The 18,410-nt window shown below is 69.5% G+C and carries 16 protein-coding genes; 3 read left to right on the top strand and 13 right to left on the bottom strand.

Annotation, left to right across the window (positions count from 1 at the left end):
- Positions 1–61 precede the first annotated feature (61 nt).
- Entirely contained in the window at positions 62–430 is a 369-nt protein-coding gene (locus ACFVVI_RS29285; protein ID WP_387447631.1) for an Rv2175c family DNA-binding protein, read from the top strand.
- Between the two features lie 62 nt (positions 431–492).
- On the opposite strand, the gene ACFVVI_RS29280 is transcribed toward ACFVVI_RS29285, so the two are convergent.
- The 4 genes from ACFVVI_RS29280 to ACFVVI_RS29265 form a co-directional block, all read right to left on the bottom strand.
- Complete coding sequence (locus ACFVVI_RS29280; RefSeq protein WP_387447683.1) at positions 493–1,554, bottom strand: phytoene/squalene synthase family protein; 1,062 nt, start codon at positions 1,552–1,554, stop codon at positions 493–495.
- 35 nt (positions 1,555–1,589) lie between these two features.
- Positions 1,590–3,251, bottom strand: coding sequence for an alpha-(1->6)-mannopyranosyltransferase A (locus ACFVVI_RS29275; protein WP_378660424.1), 1,662 nt, complete (start codon positions 3,249–3,251; stop codon positions 1,590–1,592).
- A 101-nt stretch (positions 3,252–3,352) separates the two neighbouring features.
- Positions 3,353–4,942: a phytoene desaturase family protein gene (crtI, locus tag ACFVVI_RS29270; RefSeq protein ID WP_387447630.1), complete on the bottom strand. Its 1,590-nt coding sequence runs from the start codon at positions 4,940–4,942 to the stop codon at positions 3,353–3,355.
- A gap of 13 nt (positions 4,943–4,955) precedes the next feature.
- Complete coding sequence (locus ACFVVI_RS29265) at positions 4,956–6,110, bottom strand: polyprenyl synthetase family protein (protein WP_379312817.1); 1,155 nt, start codon at positions 6,108–6,110, stop codon at positions 4,956–4,958.
- 250 nt (positions 6,111–6,360) lie between these two features.
- Between ACFVVI_RS29265 and ACFVVI_RS29260 the strand changes: the two genes are divergently transcribed.
- Complete coding sequence (locus ACFVVI_RS29260) at positions 6,361–7,362, top strand: methylenetetrahydrofolate reductase (RefSeq protein ID WP_378636616.1); 1,002 nt, start codon at positions 6,361–6,363, stop codon at positions 7,360–7,362.
- A 9-nt stretch (positions 7,363–7,371) separates the two neighbouring features.
- Here ACFVVI_RS29260 and ACFVVI_RS29255 read toward each other — a convergent pair whose 3' ends face one another.
- Together ACFVVI_RS29255 and ACFVVI_RS29250 are read right to left on the bottom strand one after the other, a co-directional pair.
- The gene (locus ACFVVI_RS29255) at positions 7,372–7,950 is read right to left on the bottom strand and encodes a DUF2867 domain-containing protein (RefSeq protein WP_387447629.1); all 579 of its coding nucleotides are present in this window, start codon (positions 7,948–7,950) and stop codon (positions 7,372–7,374) included.
- Positions 7,951–8,101: 151 nt separating this feature from the next.
- Positions 8,102–9,679, bottom strand: a complete 1,578-nt coding sequence (locus tag ACFVVI_RS29250; RefSeq protein ID WP_387447628.1) for a DHA2 family efflux MFS transporter permease subunit — start codon at positions 9,677–9,679, stop codon at positions 8,102–8,104.
- An 87-nt stretch (positions 9,680–9,766) separates the two neighbouring features.
- Here ACFVVI_RS29250 and ACFVVI_RS29245 point away from each other — a divergent pair, with 87 nt between their 5' ends.
- A complete protein-coding gene (locus tag ACFVVI_RS29245) occupies positions 9,767–10,246 on the top strand; it encodes a MarR family winged helix-turn-helix transcriptional regulator (protein ID WP_387447627.1) in 480 nt (159 codons plus the stop codon).
- A 40-nt stretch (positions 10,247–10,286) separates the two neighbouring features.
- Here the strand turns inward: ACFVVI_RS29245 and ACFVVI_RS29240 are convergent, their stop codons facing one another.
- From ACFVVI_RS29240 to ACFVVI_RS29210, 7 genes are read right to left on the bottom strand one after another with little or no spacing between them, the layout of a single operon-like run.
- Complete coding sequence (locus tag ACFVVI_RS29240; protein WP_387447626.1) at positions 10,287–11,435, bottom strand: LLM class flavin-dependent oxidoreductase; 1,149 nt, start codon at positions 11,433–11,435, stop codon at positions 10,287–10,289.
- Positions 11,432–12,241, bottom strand: coding sequence for a DUF1684 domain-containing protein (locus ACFVVI_RS29235; RefSeq protein ID WP_387447625.1), 810 nt, complete (start codon positions 12,239–12,241; stop codon positions 11,432–11,434). Before ACFVVI_RS29235 ends, ACFVVI_RS29240 begins: the two co-directional genes overlap by 4 nt.
- Entirely contained in the window at positions 12,238–13,605 is a 1,368-nt protein-coding gene (locus ACFVVI_RS29230) for an NtaA/DmoA family FMN-dependent monooxygenase (protein ID WP_378660444.1), read from the bottom strand. The genes ACFVVI_RS29235 and ACFVVI_RS29230 overlap by 4 nt, the downstream gene beginning before the upstream one ends.
- Entirely contained in the window at positions 13,602–14,729 is a 1,128-nt protein-coding gene (locus ACFVVI_RS29225; RefSeq protein ID WP_387447624.1) for an LLM class flavin-dependent oxidoreductase, read from the bottom strand. Before ACFVVI_RS29225 ends, ACFVVI_RS29230 begins: the two co-directional genes overlap by 4 nt.
- The gene (locus ACFVVI_RS29220) at positions 14,726–16,393 is read right to left on the bottom strand and encodes a dipeptide ABC transporter ATP-binding protein (protein ID WP_387447623.1); all 1,668 of its coding nucleotides are present in this window, start codon (positions 16,391–16,393) and stop codon (positions 14,726–14,728) included. Before ACFVVI_RS29220 ends, ACFVVI_RS29225 begins: the two co-directional genes overlap by 4 nt.
- The gene (locus ACFVVI_RS29215) at positions 16,390–17,325 is read right to left on the bottom strand and encodes an ABC transporter permease (protein WP_378992566.1); all 936 of its coding nucleotides are present in this window, start codon (positions 17,323–17,325) and stop codon (positions 16,390–16,392) included. The genes ACFVVI_RS29220 and ACFVVI_RS29215 overlap by 4 nt, the downstream gene beginning before the upstream one ends.
- A complete protein-coding gene (locus ACFVVI_RS29210) occupies positions 17,285–18,409 on the bottom strand; it encodes an ABC transporter permease (RefSeq protein ID WP_378992568.1) in 1,125 nt (374 codons plus the stop codon). The genes ACFVVI_RS29215 and ACFVVI_RS29210 overlap by 41 nt, the downstream gene beginning before the upstream one ends.
- Position 18,410: the final 1 nt, after the last annotated feature.

Raw genomic sequence — 18,410 nt, 5'->3', positions numbered from 1 at the left:
ACCGGGTGGTGTGGGCATGCCAGACGATGCGTGCGCGCTGACACGTACTACCGTTGTGGGAGTGAGTGCCTTCCCCTGCAGCGACGACGTGCTGCCCGACACCGAAACCATCGTCTCGCTTCCCGAGGCGGCCGATATCCTCGGCGTCCCGGTCACCTCGGTGCACCAATTGCTGCGTGACCACCAGATCCTCGCGATCCGCCGCGGCGGCGTCGTGGGCATTCCGTCCCGCTTCTTCGATTCCGAGGACGAGATCGTCCGCATGCTTCCCGGCGTGATCACCGTCATGCGCGACGCCAAGTACACCGACGAGGACATCCTCGGCTGGCTCTACACCGACGACCCTTCCCTGCCCGGGCGCCCGGTGGACGCTCTGCACGGGCAATTGGCCCGCGAGGTAGTTCGCCGCGCGCACGCTGAACCCTTCTGATCGTCACACCGCAGGATCGCGCGCGGCCGCGGGCAGTGGCCGTCGCGAGCGAACCGCGGTAACTAGCCGCCGGTGAAACCCTTGGCGGCGACCAGGATCCGGCGACGGCGGGGGACCGTGGCCCGGGTGGTGAAGACCTGGTAGTCGGCCGCTTCGATGCGGTCGAGGATTTCGGCGTAGAGGATGGCCGCGGTGGTGATCGCCGGGCGTACGCGGGGGGCGAGCAGGGCGATGCCGGGGACGGCTTGCCGGTAGATGTCGCGGTTGACGGCGATCAGGTGGGCCAGCGCACGCCGCAGCGGTGCGTCGGTGTGGCCCCGATGACGGCAGTCGCGCAGGTGGGCTTCGTCTACGCCGAACGCCGTCAGCTCGTCGGTGGGCAGGTAGACGCGGTCGCGGTCGAGGTCTTCGGCGACATCGCGCAGGAAATTGGTGAGCTGGAAGGCCTCGCCGAGGGCAGCGGCGGCCGGTTCGGCCTCGGCGACGGGGACGACGGTGCCCAGGACCGGCAGTAGCTGCAGGCCGATGGCGGCGGCGGACCCGCGCATGTACTCGCGGAGCTCGCTCATCGTGGCGTAGCAGGTGCGGTGGGTGGCCGTACCGGGGACGTCCATGCGCATGGCGTCGAGGAATGTCCAGAGGTGGGTGTGCGCGATGTCGTAGCGGCTGATGGTGTCCGCGGCCGCGGTGATGATCTGGCGGCGGCGCGGGTCGGTGCTGTCGATGTCGCCGTGTTCGAGGGCCAGTCGCAGGTGTTTCTCGACGAGGTCGAGGTGCTGGGCGGGGGAGACGTCGACGACCTGCGCGGGTTCACTCGGCACGTGCCGCTGGGTGGAGGTGAGCCGCGCAGGGGCGCGTCCGCCGGCGACGAGGTGGGTCGGAGCGAGGCTGTGCCGGGCGCCGTCGCGGGGGTCGAGGACGCGCGCGGGGTTGTCGGCATGGTCGACGATGTCGTCGACCATCCGGGCGAACGCGTACAGCGCGTGTACCGCTCGCCGACGTTCCGGTGAGAGCAGTGTGGTGGCCAGGTAGTAGGTGCGCCCGTGCTCGGCGGCGATCCGCCGGCAACTCGCGTAGGCCGCATCCAGCTCGCTGGTCAGCGGTCGGGCATCTCCGGGCACGATCACGGTGCCGCGTCGAAGCCTCTGCGCGCGAGGGCTCATGCTCGAACTGGCGGCGCCGATTCCGTGGCAACGGCCTTCGAGCCGGCCGAACGCAGATGCAGCGGATCCACGGTGCGCAGCGACACCGCCGCGACCACGGCGGCGAAGGTCGCCAGCGCGACATGCCAGAAGTTGTAGAGGCCGATCGACCCGTCGGGCTGGAACACCAGCATCAGCCACGTGCAGATCCCCACCAGCCACATCAACGTGCGGGTCGACATCGCGAACCCGGCGGCCAGCGCGAGCGGCCACGAGTAGTACCAGGGCAGTGCGGCGGGGGAGAGCAGCACGATCGCGACGAACGCGATGATGATGCCCATCACGGCCTCGCGCTCACTGTGCCGGAACCGCCACCAGGTCGCGACGAGCAGCGCGACCATGGCGATCTGGCACAGCAGGCGGGTCACGTCCAGTACGGAGTTGAAATCGAGCGGGGTCACCCAGGTGACCATGTGCGCGAGAATCGTCGGCAGCGACAGCCAATTGATGATCTTGTTCGAGCCCTGCAACGCGGTGACCCAGCCGAAGCCGACTCCCGCGATCACCGACGCCGCGCCGAACACCAGCGCGAACACGCCGACGCCGATACCGGCGATCTTGGCGAAGACGAACAGCGGGTGCGGCATGTCCGCGGACGGTCTGGCAGCGTCGGGGTGTTTCTGTTCCTCGGCGAGTGCGGCGTCGGAATCCACCGCGGCTCGCCGCTCGGCGGCTCGCCGTTCCTTCTCGTGCAGAATCCAGATCCACACCAGGAACGGCAGCGCCACGCCTGCCGTCGCCTTGATCGCCACGCCGATGGCGACCACCACGATGCCGGCCACATGATGGCGTTCGAGCACGAGCGCGACGCCCGCGCACATCAGCCCGACCATCAGCATCTCGTTGTGCACGCCACCGATCAGGTGCACCAGCACCAGCGGGTTGAGCACGGCCAGCCACAGCGCGACCGTCGGCTTTCCGCCCAGATGCTTGGTCAGATACGGCACCGCCCACATCATCAGCGCCAGTCCGGGCAGCATGACGACGCGCAGCGCGATGGTCCCGGCGATGACGTTCTCGCCGGTGAGCGAAGTGATCGCACGGCCCATCAACAAGAAGACGGGGCCGTACGGCGCGGTGGTGGTGGTCCAGACCGGGCTCACGTTGTCCAGCAGCACGCCGGGATTGGCGACGGGACCCACCTGATAGGGGTCGAAACCGTCACGCAACAGGGCACCCTGGGCGAGGTAGGAGTAGGAGTCACGGCTGAACATCGGCGCCGCGAACAGCAGGGGCGTGATCCAGATACCGACGATCGCCCGCAACTCGTTGAGCGTGACCGTCGATTCGCCCTTGCCGATGGTGGTGCGACCCAGCCGGACCCACGCCGTGATCATCAGCAGCACGCCGATCCAGATCACGATCGTCGACAGCACGTATCCGTGGCCGAATCGCAGCCACGACAGGTGCAGCGCTTCTAGCAGCGGATCGCGCTTGCGAACAGCCCCCGCACCGAAGCCACCGAAGGTGATCATCATGGCGCCGAAGAAACCCATCAGAGCAGCGTGGCCCTCGGGGCTCCTGGCGAACTCGCCTGCGGTGCGCAGCCAGGTCCGGACGCCCGGGTCGCTCCCGGCGGGTAGGTGACGCTGGCGCTCGAGGGTGCGCGTGTTGTCCATGGTGCCTACGGTCGTCTCGGAGGGCGGCATGTTCGGTCGGTCCCCCCGGATGGTCGGCGGTCGCAACCGCGAGCTGATAAGTCGGCCGTCAGTTTACGGCTTCAAGTTGGAACACTAACCCGGTGGTCGGTACCGGCGTGTGCCCGGCTGCCGGTGATTCGTGCCGCCGCCAGCTTGCCGGACAGCAGTGTGGTGGGCACACCCACCCCCGGAGTGGTGCCGCAACCTGCGAGAACGACGTTGTCCACGCCCCTTGGCAGATTGCGTGGCCGGAAGGGCCCGGTTTGCCGGAATACGTGGGCGAGGGAGAACGGTGTGCCCGCGATCATGCCCTGGGCGGCCCAGGTGGCGGGCGTGTCGAGGTGGTCGACGCGGAAATGTTCGGCGATGCCGGTGTAGCCGCGCCGCTCCAGTTCCGCGAGCAGCTCGCGCAGGTAGGCGGGGGCGAGCCGGTCCCAGTCGAGCGGGGCGGCGGTCAGGTTGGGGCACGGCGCGAGCACCGACAGCGGTTCGAAGCGCCCGGTGGCCCGGTCGACGAACTGGTCGGCGTCGGTGAGCGCGGGCCGGGTGAGCAGCAGCGACGGATCGCTCATGAGCCGGCCGCGACCCTTGCGCGCGGCGATCTCGGCGAAGGTCTGTGCCCAGGCGGCGCCGAACTCGATGGTGTGATGGGCCTGTACGGGCCAGCGCGCGGCGATCTCGGCCGCGATGGTGCCGTGGGCGACGACGGCCGACGGTGAGGCGCGCAGGCCGCGACGGTGGCGCAGGCCGAATGTCGGCAGTGTCGCGATGTCGGCGGTGAGGACCACCGCGTCGCAGGGGTAGGTGCGCCCGTCGGCGGTGCGCACGGCTTCGGCGCGTCGGCCGCGCGCCGCCGCCTGTCCCCGCCCGTTCGGTGTCCGTCCGGGGCGATAGTCGATGCCGTCGACCTCGGCATTCAGGACTAGCTGACCACCCGCGGCCGTGAACGCCTCGGCGAGCGCCGCCGTGATCGCGCGCATCCCGCCTTCGGGGAAGTAGACACCCAGGCAGGTGTCCATGTTCGGGATCGCGCCGTAGACGGCGAGCGCGTCATCCGGCGACATGCCCGCGTACAGCGCCTGGAAGGTGAACAGCCTGGTCAGCCGTTCGTCGCCCAGAAAGGACCGTACGCGCGGCCCGAGTTTTCCGAAGCCGCCGAGCTTGGCGAGTGCGGTGAGCGCGGCCCTGGAGCGCGGTGTACGCACCATGTCGAGCGGCGAATCGAAATCGGCGTTCATGAACTCGTCGAACTCGGCGTCGTAGACGCGGCCGAGCCAGTCGCGCAGTCGGCGGTAGTTGCGCGCTTCAGCGGGCCCGCAAGCACTTTCGACCTCGGCGGCCATCTGGTCGGCGTCGTCGAAGACGCGGATGTCGCTGCCGTCGGCGAAGCGTGCGTGATAGGCGGGAGCGAGGCGGTGGATGCGCAGGCCGACGCTCTGCCTGGTGTGCCCGACGGCGGCCAGCGCGTCGTCGATCACTTCAGGCAAAGTGAGTACCGTTGCGCCGCTGTCGATCTCGTAGTCGTCGAACCGGTATCGGCCCACCCGGCCGCCCGGATGATCGGCCCGTTCCAGCACCGTCACCTCGCGACCAGCGCCCCGCAGGTGCAGCGCGGCCGCCAGACCTGCCAGCCCGGCCCCGACTACGACGACATGATTCGCTTGTCCCACAACACTTTTCCTATCAGGCCGCGCGGCGAGTGGCAGCCAGTGCCATGGCGTGGAGCAACTGCTTGGCCTCCGGCGTCGCGGAACTGGTCGCGATCGCGGCGAGCCCGGTGTCGGTGAGCTCGGTGATCCGGCGCTCCACCTCGTCGACCGCACCCAGGTCGGTGAGCACTGTGCGCAGCCGGTCGACGGCGGCATCGTCGAGGTCCGTGCCGAGGCCGGTCCGGATCAGGGCGGCGGCGGCCGGATCGGCCCGGCGCAGCGCCTCCGCGATCAACACGGTCCGCTTGCCCTCCCGCAGGTCGTCGCCCGACGGCTTTCCGGTCACCGCCGGGTCGCCGAACACGCCGAGCAGGTCGTCACGCAGCTGGAACGCGATCCCCACGTCGGTTCCGTAGATCCGCAGCGCGTCCACCAGCGCCTCGTCGGCACCCGCCAGCGCCGCGCCCAGATGCAACGGCCGTTCGATCGTGTACGCGGCGGTTTTGTACCGGTTGATCCGCAACGCGGCCTCGACCGACTCGTCGCCGCCCGCCTCGCCGTTGATGTCGAGGAGTTGCCCACCGAGCACCTCGGTCCGCATCCGCGCCCACACCGGTGCGAACCGGGCCAGCGCCCGTGGGCTCAAACCGGCCTCGTGCACCAGATCGTCCGCCCAGGCCAGCGCGAGATCGCCGATCAGAATCGCGACCGCCGAGCCGTAGGCGGCGCCGTCGCCGGGCCAGCCCGCCGCCGCGTGCCGATCCTCGAACTCGATGTGCACGGTCGGGAACCCGCGCCGAGTGCGCGAGGAGTCGATGATGTCGTCGTGCACGAGCGCGCACGCCTGCACCAATTCCAGTGCCGAACAGGCGGTGAGTACCGCGGCGGCATCCGGCCCGGCGGGATCGCCACCGGCGCCCAGCCAGCCGGTCCACGCGAATCCCGGTCGCGTCCGCTTGCCGCCCCGAACCACGAACTGTCCGAGCGCCTCGACGGCGTCGAGGAAGACGGGCCCCAGCGGCTCGACGATCTCACGCCGGGTGGCGAAGAAGCTGGTCAGCACCTGTTCGACAGCGGCGACGAAGGCCGGCGTGCCCGGGGTCAGCGCGACGAGGTCGACCGAGGTCAGAGCGTCGGCGGCGGACCGGGATAGCGGGGTACCGATTCCGGCGGACAGGGCGGCCTCCAGGGGCGAAGTGGGCGAACAGCGGGACCGGTTGGGCACTCGGTGGTGCGGTCACCAGCGTTGTCCCGAACGATACGCGGGCGGACCGGGCGCGCTCTCGGCGCACAGGGCCGCTGCGACGCAGCCCACATCCGGGTTTCCGCGGTGCTACCGTCCGCGGGCACGTTCATCGGCCTTGACGCGTTGCTGGGTGTTCGGCGCCCGGTTTCCCAGTCGGTGCCGGGGCGCCATCGCCTCCCACTAGACTGAGCCGGTGGATTTCGACAATGGACGGGGAAGTTCGACCCCAGATCGACCCGCCCAGCGGCCGTCGATCGTCTCGAACACCCCCTCGGTGGTGCAGAGTCTGCGCACCCATTCGGGCAACGGCGTGCCGTTCTCCGTGGAGTTCAACCCTCCGCGAGACGAAGCGGGCGAGGCTCGGTTGTGGCGCGCGGTCCGCGAGTTCGAACGCATGCATCCCGCCTTCGTGTCGATGACCTACGGCGCGGGCGGTTCCACCCGCGACCGCACCGTGCGCATCACCGGTGCGCTCGCGCAGGAAACCACCCTGCTCCCGGTCGCCCACCTCACCGCGGTCGGGCACAGCATCGCCGAACTGCGCTCCCTGATCGGGTCCTACGCCGACTCCGGCATCTGCAATGTCCTGGTTCTGCGTGGTGACCCGCCCGGTGACCCGCTGGGTGAATGGGCCAAGCACCCCGGCGGTGTCGAATACGCGGAGGAGCTGGTCCGCATCGTGCGCGATCTCGGCGACTTCCACGTCGGCGTCGCCTCGTTCCCCCAGGGCCACCACCGCTCGCCCGACCTCGACCACGACACCCACCACCTGGCGGCGAAACTCCGTGCGGGAGCCGAGTATTCGATCACCCAGATGTTCTTCGACGTCGAGCACTATCTGCGTCTGCGTGACCGCGTGATCGCCATGGACCCCATCGAGGGCGCCAAGCCGATCATCCCCGAGCTGATGCCCATCACCTCCCTGCGCACGGTCGCCCGCGCCGAAGAACTCAGCGGCCGCCCCGTCCCCGCCGACGTGGTAGCCCGCCTCACCCGGGCGGCAGGTACCGGCCCGGAGGAAGACCGTGCCGCCGTCCGCGCCGAAGGCATCCAGATCGCCACCGAAATGGCCCAGCGCCTCACCGAAGAAGGCGCCCCCTGCCTCCACTTCATCACCTTGAACTTCGCCAAGGCCACCAGCGAAGTCCTCACCAACCTCGGCTACGGAGTATCCGCCGCCCCGCTCAGCGCGTAGGAACAGCGCTTACCGCGTCACGGCGAGGTCGTTCCATGTGCGTTCCCAGCTGCGGGTCATCGCCGGGTAGACGATGCCGTAGCGGAAGGGCTTGATCAGGGCCATGTAGAGGCGGCCGAAGCGACCGTTGGGCTTCACCAGGACCGCCATTTGTAGGTGGTAGCCGGTGGTGTCGGGGACCCAGCCCAGGTGCATGATGCCGTGCATCGTGCCGTTGGCGATTTCGGCGGCGTATTCGTTGTCGAGGACATAGAGGGCGGTGAGTGGGCCGTCTTCGGCGGGGATGTCGGTGTCGCGCAGGTCGGCGGGCAGACGCTCGCGCAGAGACGGGACGCGGGTGCCGGTGCCTGCCTCTTCGCGGTCCCAGCCGAACAGTTCGCCCAGCTTCCAGCGGATCTTGAACAGCAGGCCGCTGATGCCGGTGGACTCGGAGGCGCGTTCGGCCTGGAGGGCGGCGAGTAGGGCGGGGAAGTCGTCGGGGCCCGCGCCGGGGGTGCGGAACTGCCAGATGTCCTCGACGTCGAAGTCGGGGGCGATCTCGTGGATGCGCCAGGGCTGGTCGGTGTGGGCCGATTCGGGTAGTCGCATAGCGGGGACCTCCATGTGTACGGCAGCGTATATGTCGAGAGTACCGCTGATATACGCCTACGTATAGAAAGAGGGAATGTGATTGATGCGGGCTTGACGACCGGGCAGCGTGGGGGCCGCGGAACGAGTCCGAGCCCCCGATGGACCGGTGCTACTCGTGTCGTTCGGGTTTGACGAATGCCGTAGTGGCCAAGGCGAGCACGAGCAGGCCGGCGCACAGGTAGCTCGCCACCTCGATGCCCGCGGCCATGGCCGCGCGCGCCGCTTCCGCGATGGGCAGCGTGTTCGGGTTTTCGGCGAACGCTCCGATCACCGAACCGGCGCTGTCGGTGACGGTCGACTCCAGTTGCCGCACTTCGGGTTCGGGCAGGCCCGCGTCGGTCAGGCGGTCGCGCAGGCCGGTGCCGACGGTACTGAAGTAGATGGTGGTGATGACGGCGATGCCCAATGCTGAGCCGAGTTCGCGTGCCGCGCTTTGAATTCCCGAGCCCTGTCCCGCGCTCTCGCCCGGCACGTCGGCGAGCACGATATTGGTGACCTGGGCGGTCGCGAAGCCGACGCCGATGCCGTAGACGAACAGTGCGAGCGCGATCGACCACCAGCTGCTGTCCGCCGCGGCGAATAATCCGAGCAGCGCCAGTCCGGCCGCTTCCAGCAGCAAGCCGATCCTGACCTGGCCCAAGGCCGAGACCGAGGCTGTCAACGAGAAACTCGCGCCGCTGGCGACGAAACTGCCGATCGCGAGTGGCATCAGGGCGAGCCCGGCCTGCAGCGCGGTGTAGTCGAGGGCGAATTGCATCCACAGCGGCAGGACTGCGATGATGCCGAACTCGCCGACGCCGACGATCAGTGTCACCACATTGCCCCTGCGGAACGAATCGATCGAGAACAGCCGCACGTCGACCAGCGGTTCCCCTTCGGTGCGTCCGAGTCGCGCCTGCCTGCGCCAGAAGAGCCCGAGGGCGAGTGTGGCGCCTGTGAACGCGACGAGAACCGGTGAAGGCCCGCTGCGCCAAGCGAACCCGCCGATGCTCAGCGGCTCGGTCACGAACAGCCAGCCATAATGCCGACCCTCGATCATGGCGAAGGCGAGCAGGCCGAGGCCGAGTGCGGACTGGGCCGCCCCGAGCCAATCGACGCGACCGGCGTTCTTCGGTGCGGCGGGGAGGTAGACCAGCACGGCCACCATGATCAGCGCGACCGCGGGGATGTTGATGCCGAAAGCCCACCGCCAGGAGAAGCCGGCGAGCCAGCCGCCGAGCAGCGGGCCGAGCGCCGCGGCCGCGCCGATCGTGGATCCCCAGATCGCGAAGGCCTGTCCGCGAGCCTTTCCGGTGAATGCCGCGTTCACCAGGGCGAGTGAGGTCGGCAGGATCATCGCCCCGCCGATGCCCTGCAGGAAGCGGGCCGCGATGAGCAGGCCGCCACTGGGCGCGAGCGCGGCGAGCAGGCTGGTGGCGCCGAAGACGACCAACCCGATCAGGAACAGCCTGCGTGCGCCGTAGAGATCGCTGAGTCGACCGGCGACCAGGAGGAGCGCGGCGAAAATGATCGCGTACGACTCCTGGATCCATTGCGCCTGAATCGAGGTGATCGCCAGGTCCTCGACGATCGGCGCGAGGATTACGTTCACGATCGTCAGGTCGACCACGATCAACGCGACGCCGAGCGAGACGGCGATCAGCCCCAGCCACAAGCGCAGCGGTGGGGTCTCGGTTTCTGTCCGCACTATTCCTCCGTCATAAAGTTACTTTACGATGAAGGTAAATGGCGGGCCGGTAAGTTGTCAATCGGTGGTCGACGAGAGGACGAGATGGTGGAGCAGACATCCGGCGATGTCGCGATGCGGCGGCAGCGGCTCGCCGCGGGGCTCATCGACTACGGCGCGAGCTTCACCGAACTGGGCCGCCGATTCGCGGAAACGCTCGGCGTGCACTCCACCGACGCCTTCGCGCTGATGGAGATCGCGGCCGCCGAACACGCCGAAGAACCGCTGTCTCCCGCGCTGCTGAGCAAGCGGATCACCCTGACCTCGGGGGCGATGACCACCCTGCTCAACCGGCTGGAGCAGGCGGGATACATCACCCGCAGCCGCGAGCACACCGATCGCCGGGTCGTGACGTTGCGGTGCAGCGCGAACGCTCGACAGCTGGCCGACGAGTTCTTCCACCCGATCAACGCCGAGCAGGACGCGATCCTCGCCGAATACGAGCCTGCCCAGCTCGCGCAGTTCGAGCGGTTGCTCGAGCGGTTGCGCACGGCGATGGACCCCGGACAGCCGAAGGGCGCCCCGTAGTCGAGTCGACGTTGCGGGGCGCCCGAGGGAGGTAGGCCGGTCAAGCCGCGCGGGCGGCTCGCAATCCCCACGCGTCGGCCAGCAGGCGGTGTGATTCGAGCCGGTCGGCGTGGTCGTGGGTGATGGTGGTGATGAGCAATTCGTCTGCGCCGGTAACCCTTTGGAGGGCCTCGAGCCGCTCGACCACGGTGGTGGGCGAGCCGACGATCTGCGAAGCCAGGCGGTCGTCGACGAGGCGGAGTTGATCCGGAGTGAGCGGGGACGCTGTTGCGGGATCGGGGTATTCGGCCGCGCCGCCGCTGCGGATGCTGTGCACCCAATGTCCGTACGTGCTCGCGAGGCGGCGGGCGGTGTCGTCGTCGGCCGCGGTGACCACGTCCGCCGAGACGATCACGTGCGGTTCGGCCAGCTGCGCCGACGGCCGGAACGCCGCCCGATACGCCTCGACCGCGTCCAGCGCGGACCCCGGTGCGACGTGGTAGGCGGCCGCGAACGGCAATCCCGACTTGCCCGCCAGCTCGGCGCTTTCGCCCGCCGAACTGCCGAACAGCCACAGCTCGGTGTCGATGCCCTCGCCGGGAACGGCGTGCAGCTCGACACCACCCGGGGTGAAGTAGCGGCCGTCGAGGAGCGCCTGCACCTCGGCCACCTGGTCGGCGAAGTCCAACGACTCCGCGCCGGGCTGCTGCAGCGCCTCGGCCGAGGCCAGGAACTTCGTGCGGTCGGTGACCCGGCGTGGATCGAACGGTGGCGGCACCACCACACCGTCACGCACCTCGGTCCGGCCGGTGACCGTGTCCACTATCGGGTGCCCGCCCTTGGTGGTCGTGGCCGCGGCGCCGAACTGGCTGCGCCGATGCCCCGACCGGCCCAGACCCAGATCGAGTCGTCCCGGGTACAGCGCGTCGACGGTGCCGAAGGCCTCCACGATCGAGGCGGAGGTGTGATGGCCCACCTGCACCGCGCCGGTCCCCACCCGGATACGCGAGGTCGCCGCGGCGACCAACCCGAGCAGCGTCAGCGACGACGAACTCGCCACCGACACGAAATGGTGTTCGGCCAGCCAGTATCGGCGATACCCCCACTGCTCGGCCTGCCGGGCGAGGTCGACGGTATTGCGCAGTGCCTGTGCGGCACTGGACCCTTCGCTGATCGGTGACAGATCGAGAATCGACAGCGGCACGCTCATAGCTTCGGATCCTGTTCTCCCGCTTCGATCGCCACGCGCAGCCGGTTCTCACGGGGGGCGACAGGGCAGGTGGCGAAGTCGGTGAACGCGCACGGCAGGTTCACCGCCCGGTTGAAGTCGAGGGTGACGGTGCCGTCGGCCTCGACTGCGCCGAGGGCGAGCGAGCGGGCGGCCGGGTAGGTGGTGACGCCGCTGGTGGCGTCGGTGAACAGCACCTTCAGGTCGTCGGGGGTGCCGAAGGCGAGCAGCGCCTCGTGGCTGTCGCCGATGCGGAACTCGATGATTCCCGCGGCGCTGTGGTGGTGCTCGAGCCCGTCGACCACGGCGCCGGTGGTAACGGTGCGTGCTTGCCCGAACGCGGTGAAACGCCCGGTCACCACCCAGCGCGGGTCGGCCGGGTAGGCCGCGACCCCGGTGAACGCGGTCAGTGTCGGCGTGGCCGGATCGTGCACCCGCACCGCGTACTGTCCGGAGCGCCGGATCACCTCGAGGACCCTCTCCTCGTTGAGCACGCTCACCCCCGGGGCGCCCTCCACGGGCGTCACGATCTGCACGCCGCCGATCCGTTCGCCGTCGACATCGAGCCGGTCGGCGGGCTGCGCGGTGATGAACACCTTGTCGTCGGTGACCCACCAGGTGCCGGGGACGCCGTCCAGGCGGGCCGGGCTGTCGGTGAGCCAGTGCAACCCCGCCAGACTGAGCCAGCCGAGGGGATCGCGCAGGCCGTCTTCGCGGGCGTGATGCCAGCGCGCCCAGTCGTCGGCGAATGTCGTGGTGGGGGTCGGGTTCTCGACGGTGATCGTCATGACGCGCGTGCTCCTTCGGCGACGGTGTGGTGGTGGGGGTGACGCAGACCGAGATGGTCGCGCAAGGTAGTGCCGGTGTATTCAGTGCGGAAGCTGCCGCGTTCCTGCAGTTCGGGGACCACGGTGTCGACGAATTCGTCGAGCCCGCCGGGTGTCAGGTGCGGGACGAGGATGAAACCGTCGGACGCGTCGGACTGCACGTACTGGTCGATCTGCTCGGCGACCTGGGCGGGTGTGCCGATGAACTGCTGGCGGGCGGTGACCTCGATGATGAGTTCGCGGATGCTGAGGTCGCCCGCCTCCGCCTGTTCACGCCACGCCTTCGCCACGGCCAGTGGATCTTTCGTGTGCCGGACCCGGCCGCGGGTGATCTCCGCGGCGGCGTCGGGCTCGACATCGGGCAGCGGGCCGTCGGGGTCGTAACCGGAAAGGTCACGGCCCCAGACCTGTTCGAGGAAGGCGATCGCGGTCTGCGGGCTCACCTGCTGGTAGCGGATGTCGCGGGCCCGTTCGTGCGCCTCGTCGGTGGTGTCGCCGAGGACGAACGTGGCCGCGGGCAGCACCAGCAGATCGCCGTGTGCGCGACCGTATTTCGCCAGCCGGCCCTTGACGTCGGCGTAGAACTTCTGGCCCGCCTCCAGGGTGCCGTGCCCGGTGAAGATCGCGTCGGCGGTCTTCGCGCCGAACTCGCGGCCTTCGTCGGAATCGCCCGCCTGCAACAGCACCGGATGCCCCTGCGGGCTCGGCGGGACGACGAACGGTGCCGCGAAGTCGAACTGTGAACTGCGGAACGCGGTGTCGGGAATGTCGCGGGCGAAGATCCCCCGCTCGCGATCGATCACCAGCGAGTCGGTGGGCCAGCTGTCCCACAGTGCCCTGGTCGCGGCGACCACCTGTTCGGCCCGCCGATATCGCTCACCGTGTTCGAGGTAACCACCGCGCCGGAAGTTCTCGCCGGTGAACGCGTCCGAGGACGTGACCACATTCCACGCGGCCCGGCCGCCGGAGAGGTGATCGAGCGAGGCGAACTGCTTGGCGACCTCGAAGGGTTCGTTGTAGGTGCTGTTGATGGTGCCCGCCAGCCCGAGCCGCTCGGTCACCGCCGCCACCGCGTTGAGCACGGTGAAGGTATCCGGCCTGCCGACCACATCCAGGTCGTGGATCTGCCCGCGATGCTCGCGCAGCCGCAATCCCTCGGCCAGGAAGAAGAAGTCGAACAGGCCGCGTTCGGCGGTGCGCGCCAGATGCTCGAAGGACACGAAATCGACCTGCGATTTCGAGGCCGGATCGGCCCAGACGGTGGTGTTGTTGACGCCGGGGAAGTGCGCGGCGAGGTGGACTTGCTTGCGTGGTTTCGAGGTCACCGCGCTGCTCCTGTCGTGGCGTATCGGCTGAGTGGACGGGGGAGACCGAGGCGCTCACGCAGGGTCGCGGTGGTGGTGGTCGGCGCGAGCGCGGATCGATGGGTGGTGAGCTCGGCCAGCGAGGCGTGCAGGGCCAGCGGTCGCAGGACCACGCCGTCGACGGCGTCGGCGTTCGTGATCTCCGTGAGGAGATCGTCGAGCGCGGCGGCGGTACCGACGTGGTGGAATCCGAGCGGCGGGTGGTCTGCCGCCCAGCGATCGAGCTCGCGCACCTCGGCGAGTGCGGTGTCTGCCGAATCCGCCAGGTGCACAGGCAGATCCAGCAGGATCTGCACGGTGCCGGGATCGCGGCCCTGCACGGCGATCGCCGCGCGCAAGGCCGCGCGATGCGCGGCGGCGGTCGCGAGATCGGAGGCGCTGACGCGGATGATGTCGGCTCGGCGGACGGCGACCTCGGTCGACTCGGGGGTGTCGGCGCGGACCGTGATGACGGGTTGGCCCTGCGGCGAGCGCGGGGTGATCGACGGGCCCTTGACCGAGAAGTTGTCGCCGGCGAAGTCGATGTAGTGCAGGCGGTCACGGTCGATGAACCGGCCGGTGGGTACGTCGCGGATCTCGGCGCCGTCCTCCCAGCTGTCCCACAACCGGGTCACCACCTCGATCGCCTCGTCGGCCTCGTGCCACAGCGACTTCGGATCTTGCACCTGCTTGCGCCCGAAGGCCTTCGCCTCGACCTCGGTGGTGGACACGGTCACCTCCCACCCCGCGCGGCCCAGGCTCGCGAAGTCGAGCGCGGTCACGGCCTTGGACGCGTGGAACGGTTCGGTGTGGGTGACCGGTACCTGCGGGATCAAGCCGATTCGGCTGGTCAGCGGGGCGGTGCGGGCGGCGATCGCGACGGCGTCGAGCCTGCCGCGGGTCACGGCCGCGCCACCGGACTGGATGCCGAACGCGTCGGGCAGGAAGACGGCGTCGAACCCGAGCTGCTCGGCCGAGGAGATCACGGCGGTCCAGTAGCCGGCGGTGAACAGGTCTTCGGCGCCGGAATCGGTGCGCCGCCAGGACGCGGGATGCGTTCCGGTGCCTACCGTTTCGATGCCGAGGAACAGTCTGGGCTGGCTCATCGGGTGAGGTCCTTTCCGTCGAGGGGATCGATCCGGGTGCCCGGCGCGGGAATCGCCGCGAGCAGCTCCCTCGTGTACGGGTGCCGCGGATCGGTGAACAGAGTTGCGGTGGGCCCGGTTTCGACGACGCGACCGTGGCGCATCACCGCGACCCGGTCGCTGATCCGGCGCACCACGGCCAGGTCGTGGGAGATGAACAGGTAGCCGAGGGCGAGTTCGCGCTGGAGGGTGTCGAGCAGGTCGAGGATCTGCGCCTGCACCGAGGCGTCGAGCGCGGAGACCGGTTCGTCGAGCACCAGCAGGTCGGGGTGCAGGGCCAGCGCGCGGGCGATCGCCACGCGCTGTCGTTGCCCGCCCGACAGTTCCGCGGGCCTGCGTTTCGTGAAATCCGCCGGTAGCGCGACCTGTTCGAGCAGCTCGGCGACTCGTTTCGTCCGGTCGCCGATCCCATAGGCGCGCAGGGGTTCGGCGATGATGTCGGCGACCTCCCAGCGCGGATCCAGCGAGGAGTACGGGTTCTGGTACACCACCTGGAACCGTCGGCGCAGCGTGCGCAGGCGGTTTCGGCGGGCACTGGTGAGGTCGTGGCCGTCGAAGGTGACCGTCCCGCTGTCGGCGTCGGTGAGTCGCAGAGCGATGCGCGCCGTCGTCGACTTGCCCGAACCGGATTCGCCGACCAGCGCGAGCGTTTCCCCGCGATCGAGACTGAACTGCACATCGTCGACGGCGATGATGGAGCCCGCTCCCGCGTGGAAGCGCTTGTGCAGGGCGTGAACCGACAGCAACGGTTTTTCCGCTCGGGGTCGCAGGGGCCGGAATTCGGTGGGCGACAGCGCGGGGGACGCGGCGAGCAGGCGCTGCGTGTACGGCTGTGCCGGGTGGTGCAGAACCTGTGCGGTAGTGCCGGATTCGACGACCTTGCCCTGCTCGAGCACCACCAGTCGATCGGCCCGTTCCGCGGCAACGGCCAGGTCGTGGGTGATCAACAGGACGGCCGTCCCGCGGGCCGCGATCCGCTCGGCCAGCCGATCCAGCACCTGCCGCGCCACCGTCGCGTCGAGGGCGCTCGTCGGCTCGTCCGCGATGATCAGTTCCGGCCCGCACGCCAGCGCGATCGCGATCAGCACGCGCTGACGCTGCCCGCCGGACAGCTCGTGCGGATACTGCCGCGCCCGCAACTGCGGGCGATCCAGCCCGACCTCTTCCAACAGGTCGAGGGCCTGGAGCGCCGCCCCGCGCCGGTCGGCCAGCCGATGCACCAGCAGCGCCTCGGCCACCTGATCGCCCACCCGCAACACCGGATTGAGCGACAGACCCGGATCCTGCGGCACGAATCCCACCCGCGCCCCGCGCAGCCGCCGCAGGGCCTTCTCGTCGTCCGGATCGATCCGCTCACCGGCGAACTCGACCTTGCCCGCCACGATTCCAGCCGAATCCCCGAGCAGCCCGATCACCGCGTGCGCCAATGTCGATTTGCCCGACCCCGACTCGCCGACGAGGGCGACGACCTCTCCGCGCGCCACCTCGATCGACACGCCGCGCAGCGCGGACACCGACCCCGCGCCGGTCCGATATTCGATGTGCAGATCTTCCACCTGCAGCAACGGCTGGTCCGGCGCGGCCGAACTCCGTGTCGGGTGCGTTCCGTTCGTCTTGTCGCTCATCGTGTTTCGGTCCTTCCCACGAATCGACCCACACGCTGAGCCGACAACACCACGGCGATGATGACCAGGCCCGGCAGCGTCGTCAGCCACCAGGCGGAGGCGAGGAAGTTGCGGCCCTCCGAGATCAGCGAACCCCATTCGGGGGTGGGCGGTTTGGTGCCGTAGCCGAGGAAGCTCAGCGAGGACACGGCCAGCACCGCCATGCCGAACTCGACCGCGGCCAAGGCCAGCACCGGCTGGAACGCATTGGGCAGCACGTGCCGAACGAGCACCGCGTACCAGCGCACGCCGGACGCGTGCGCGGCCTCGACATACGGCGCGTGCCGCACCCGCAGCACCTCCGAGCGCATCACCCTGGCGAAGTTCGCGATCAGCGAGACGCCCACGGCGACAGCCACATTGCGGGTGCCGAAGCCGAGCGCGGTGACCAGGGCCAGCGCGAGCAGCAGCGACGGGATGGACAGCAGCACATCGACGACCCGCATGATCGCGGTGTCGACGATGCCGCCCGCGGCGCCCGACAGCAGCCCGAGTACCGACCCGACCACCAACGCGATCCCGACCGCGGTGAGCGTGGCGGTGAGCGAGAGCCCCGCACCGTGCACCATCCGCGTGTACAGGTCGCGTCCGAGATTGTCGGTGCCGAACCAGTGCGCCGCGCTGGGGGCCTGGAACTTGTCCGCGGGCACGCCGATCAGCGGATCGCCGGAGGCGAACACCGAGGGCGCCACCGCCCAGCCGACCGCGACGGCCAGCACCACGCCCGACACCACCAGACCCAGGTGTGCGCGGGCCCATCGGGCAGTTCGGGCCACTCGGTGCACGCGCGCGACGCCGTGATCGGTCACCGATTCGGGCCGTGCGGTCGGCGCCGGTCGGCGCACGAGGATGTCAACCACGTTCACTCCGTTCGGTGTCGGTGTTCGAGCCATCCGATTCGCCGGATTTCCCAGCGACGGACACGGCGTCGGCGGGGGTGCCCGCGACCGGCACGCCACGAGCGCGACGTGTCCCGGTGATGCGCGGATCGAGCAGCGGATAGAGCAGGTCGACCGCCAGATTCACGCCGACGAAGATCAGCGCCGAGAGCAGCACCACGCCCTGGACCACGGGGATGTCCTGGTTGAGCACGGAGGTCTGGGTGAGCCGGCCGACGCCCGCCCGGGCGAACACCGACTCCACCACCACCGACCCGGCCAGCATCGTGCCGACCAGCACCCCCGCGATGGTGAACGCGGGCACGCTGGCCAACCGGGCGATATGGCGACGCTGCACCCACCAGCGCGACGCGCCCTTGGCCAGCGCCACATCGGTGAACGGCTGACGCCAGGTCTGCTCCAGCCCGGCAGCGAGAACCTGGGCCAGCACCGCCCCGATCGGTAGCGCCAGCGTCAGCGCGGGCAGTAGCGTCCCGCGCAGCCCGGTCCCGCCGAAGGCGGGGAACCAGTGCAGCCGGAAGGAGAACAGCTGCAACAGGAGCAGACCGGTCCAGAAGGTCGGCACCGAAACGCCCAGCGGCGGTAGCGCACTCAAGGTATTGCGAAGCCACGGCCGCCGTGTGTAGGTGGCGGCGAACGCGAGGATCGTCCCGCCGACGATCGCGAAAAGCAGTGCGAGAGAAGCCAGTCCGAGCGTGGCCGGTAGAACGTCGCCGAGGGCTTCGGTCACGGGCTGGCCGGTGTTGATGGAGCGCCCCAGATCACCGGTGACGGCATTGCCGAGTGCGGTCACGTACTGGTCCCACAGCGGCTTGTCCAGCCCGTAGCGAGCCTGCAACTCGGCGATCGCCGCCTGGTCCACCGGCGCACCGGTGCCCGCGCTGTCGGCCGCCATCGAGACCGGATCCGCGGGCAGCAGGTACAGCACCACGAAGGAGATCGTGAATGCCGCCCACAACACCCAGATCGCCTGTAGCAAACGAGAACCCACGTAGCGTGCGAAGTCCGCCCGGCCGTCCGCGCGCCGGATCTCGCTACCCGCGCCGTCGCGCCGCGGACTCCCGACCACCTCGCTCATC

Origin of the sequence: Nocardia sp. NPDC058114, from assembly GCF_042884695.1 — a bacterium.
Classification (GTDB): domain Bacteria; phylum Actinomycetota; class Actinomycetes; order Mycobacteriales; family Mycobacteriaceae; genus Nocardia.
The sequence above is the reverse complement of the archived record's forward strand: the minus strand, read 5'-3'. Positions and strand labels throughout refer to the sequence as shown.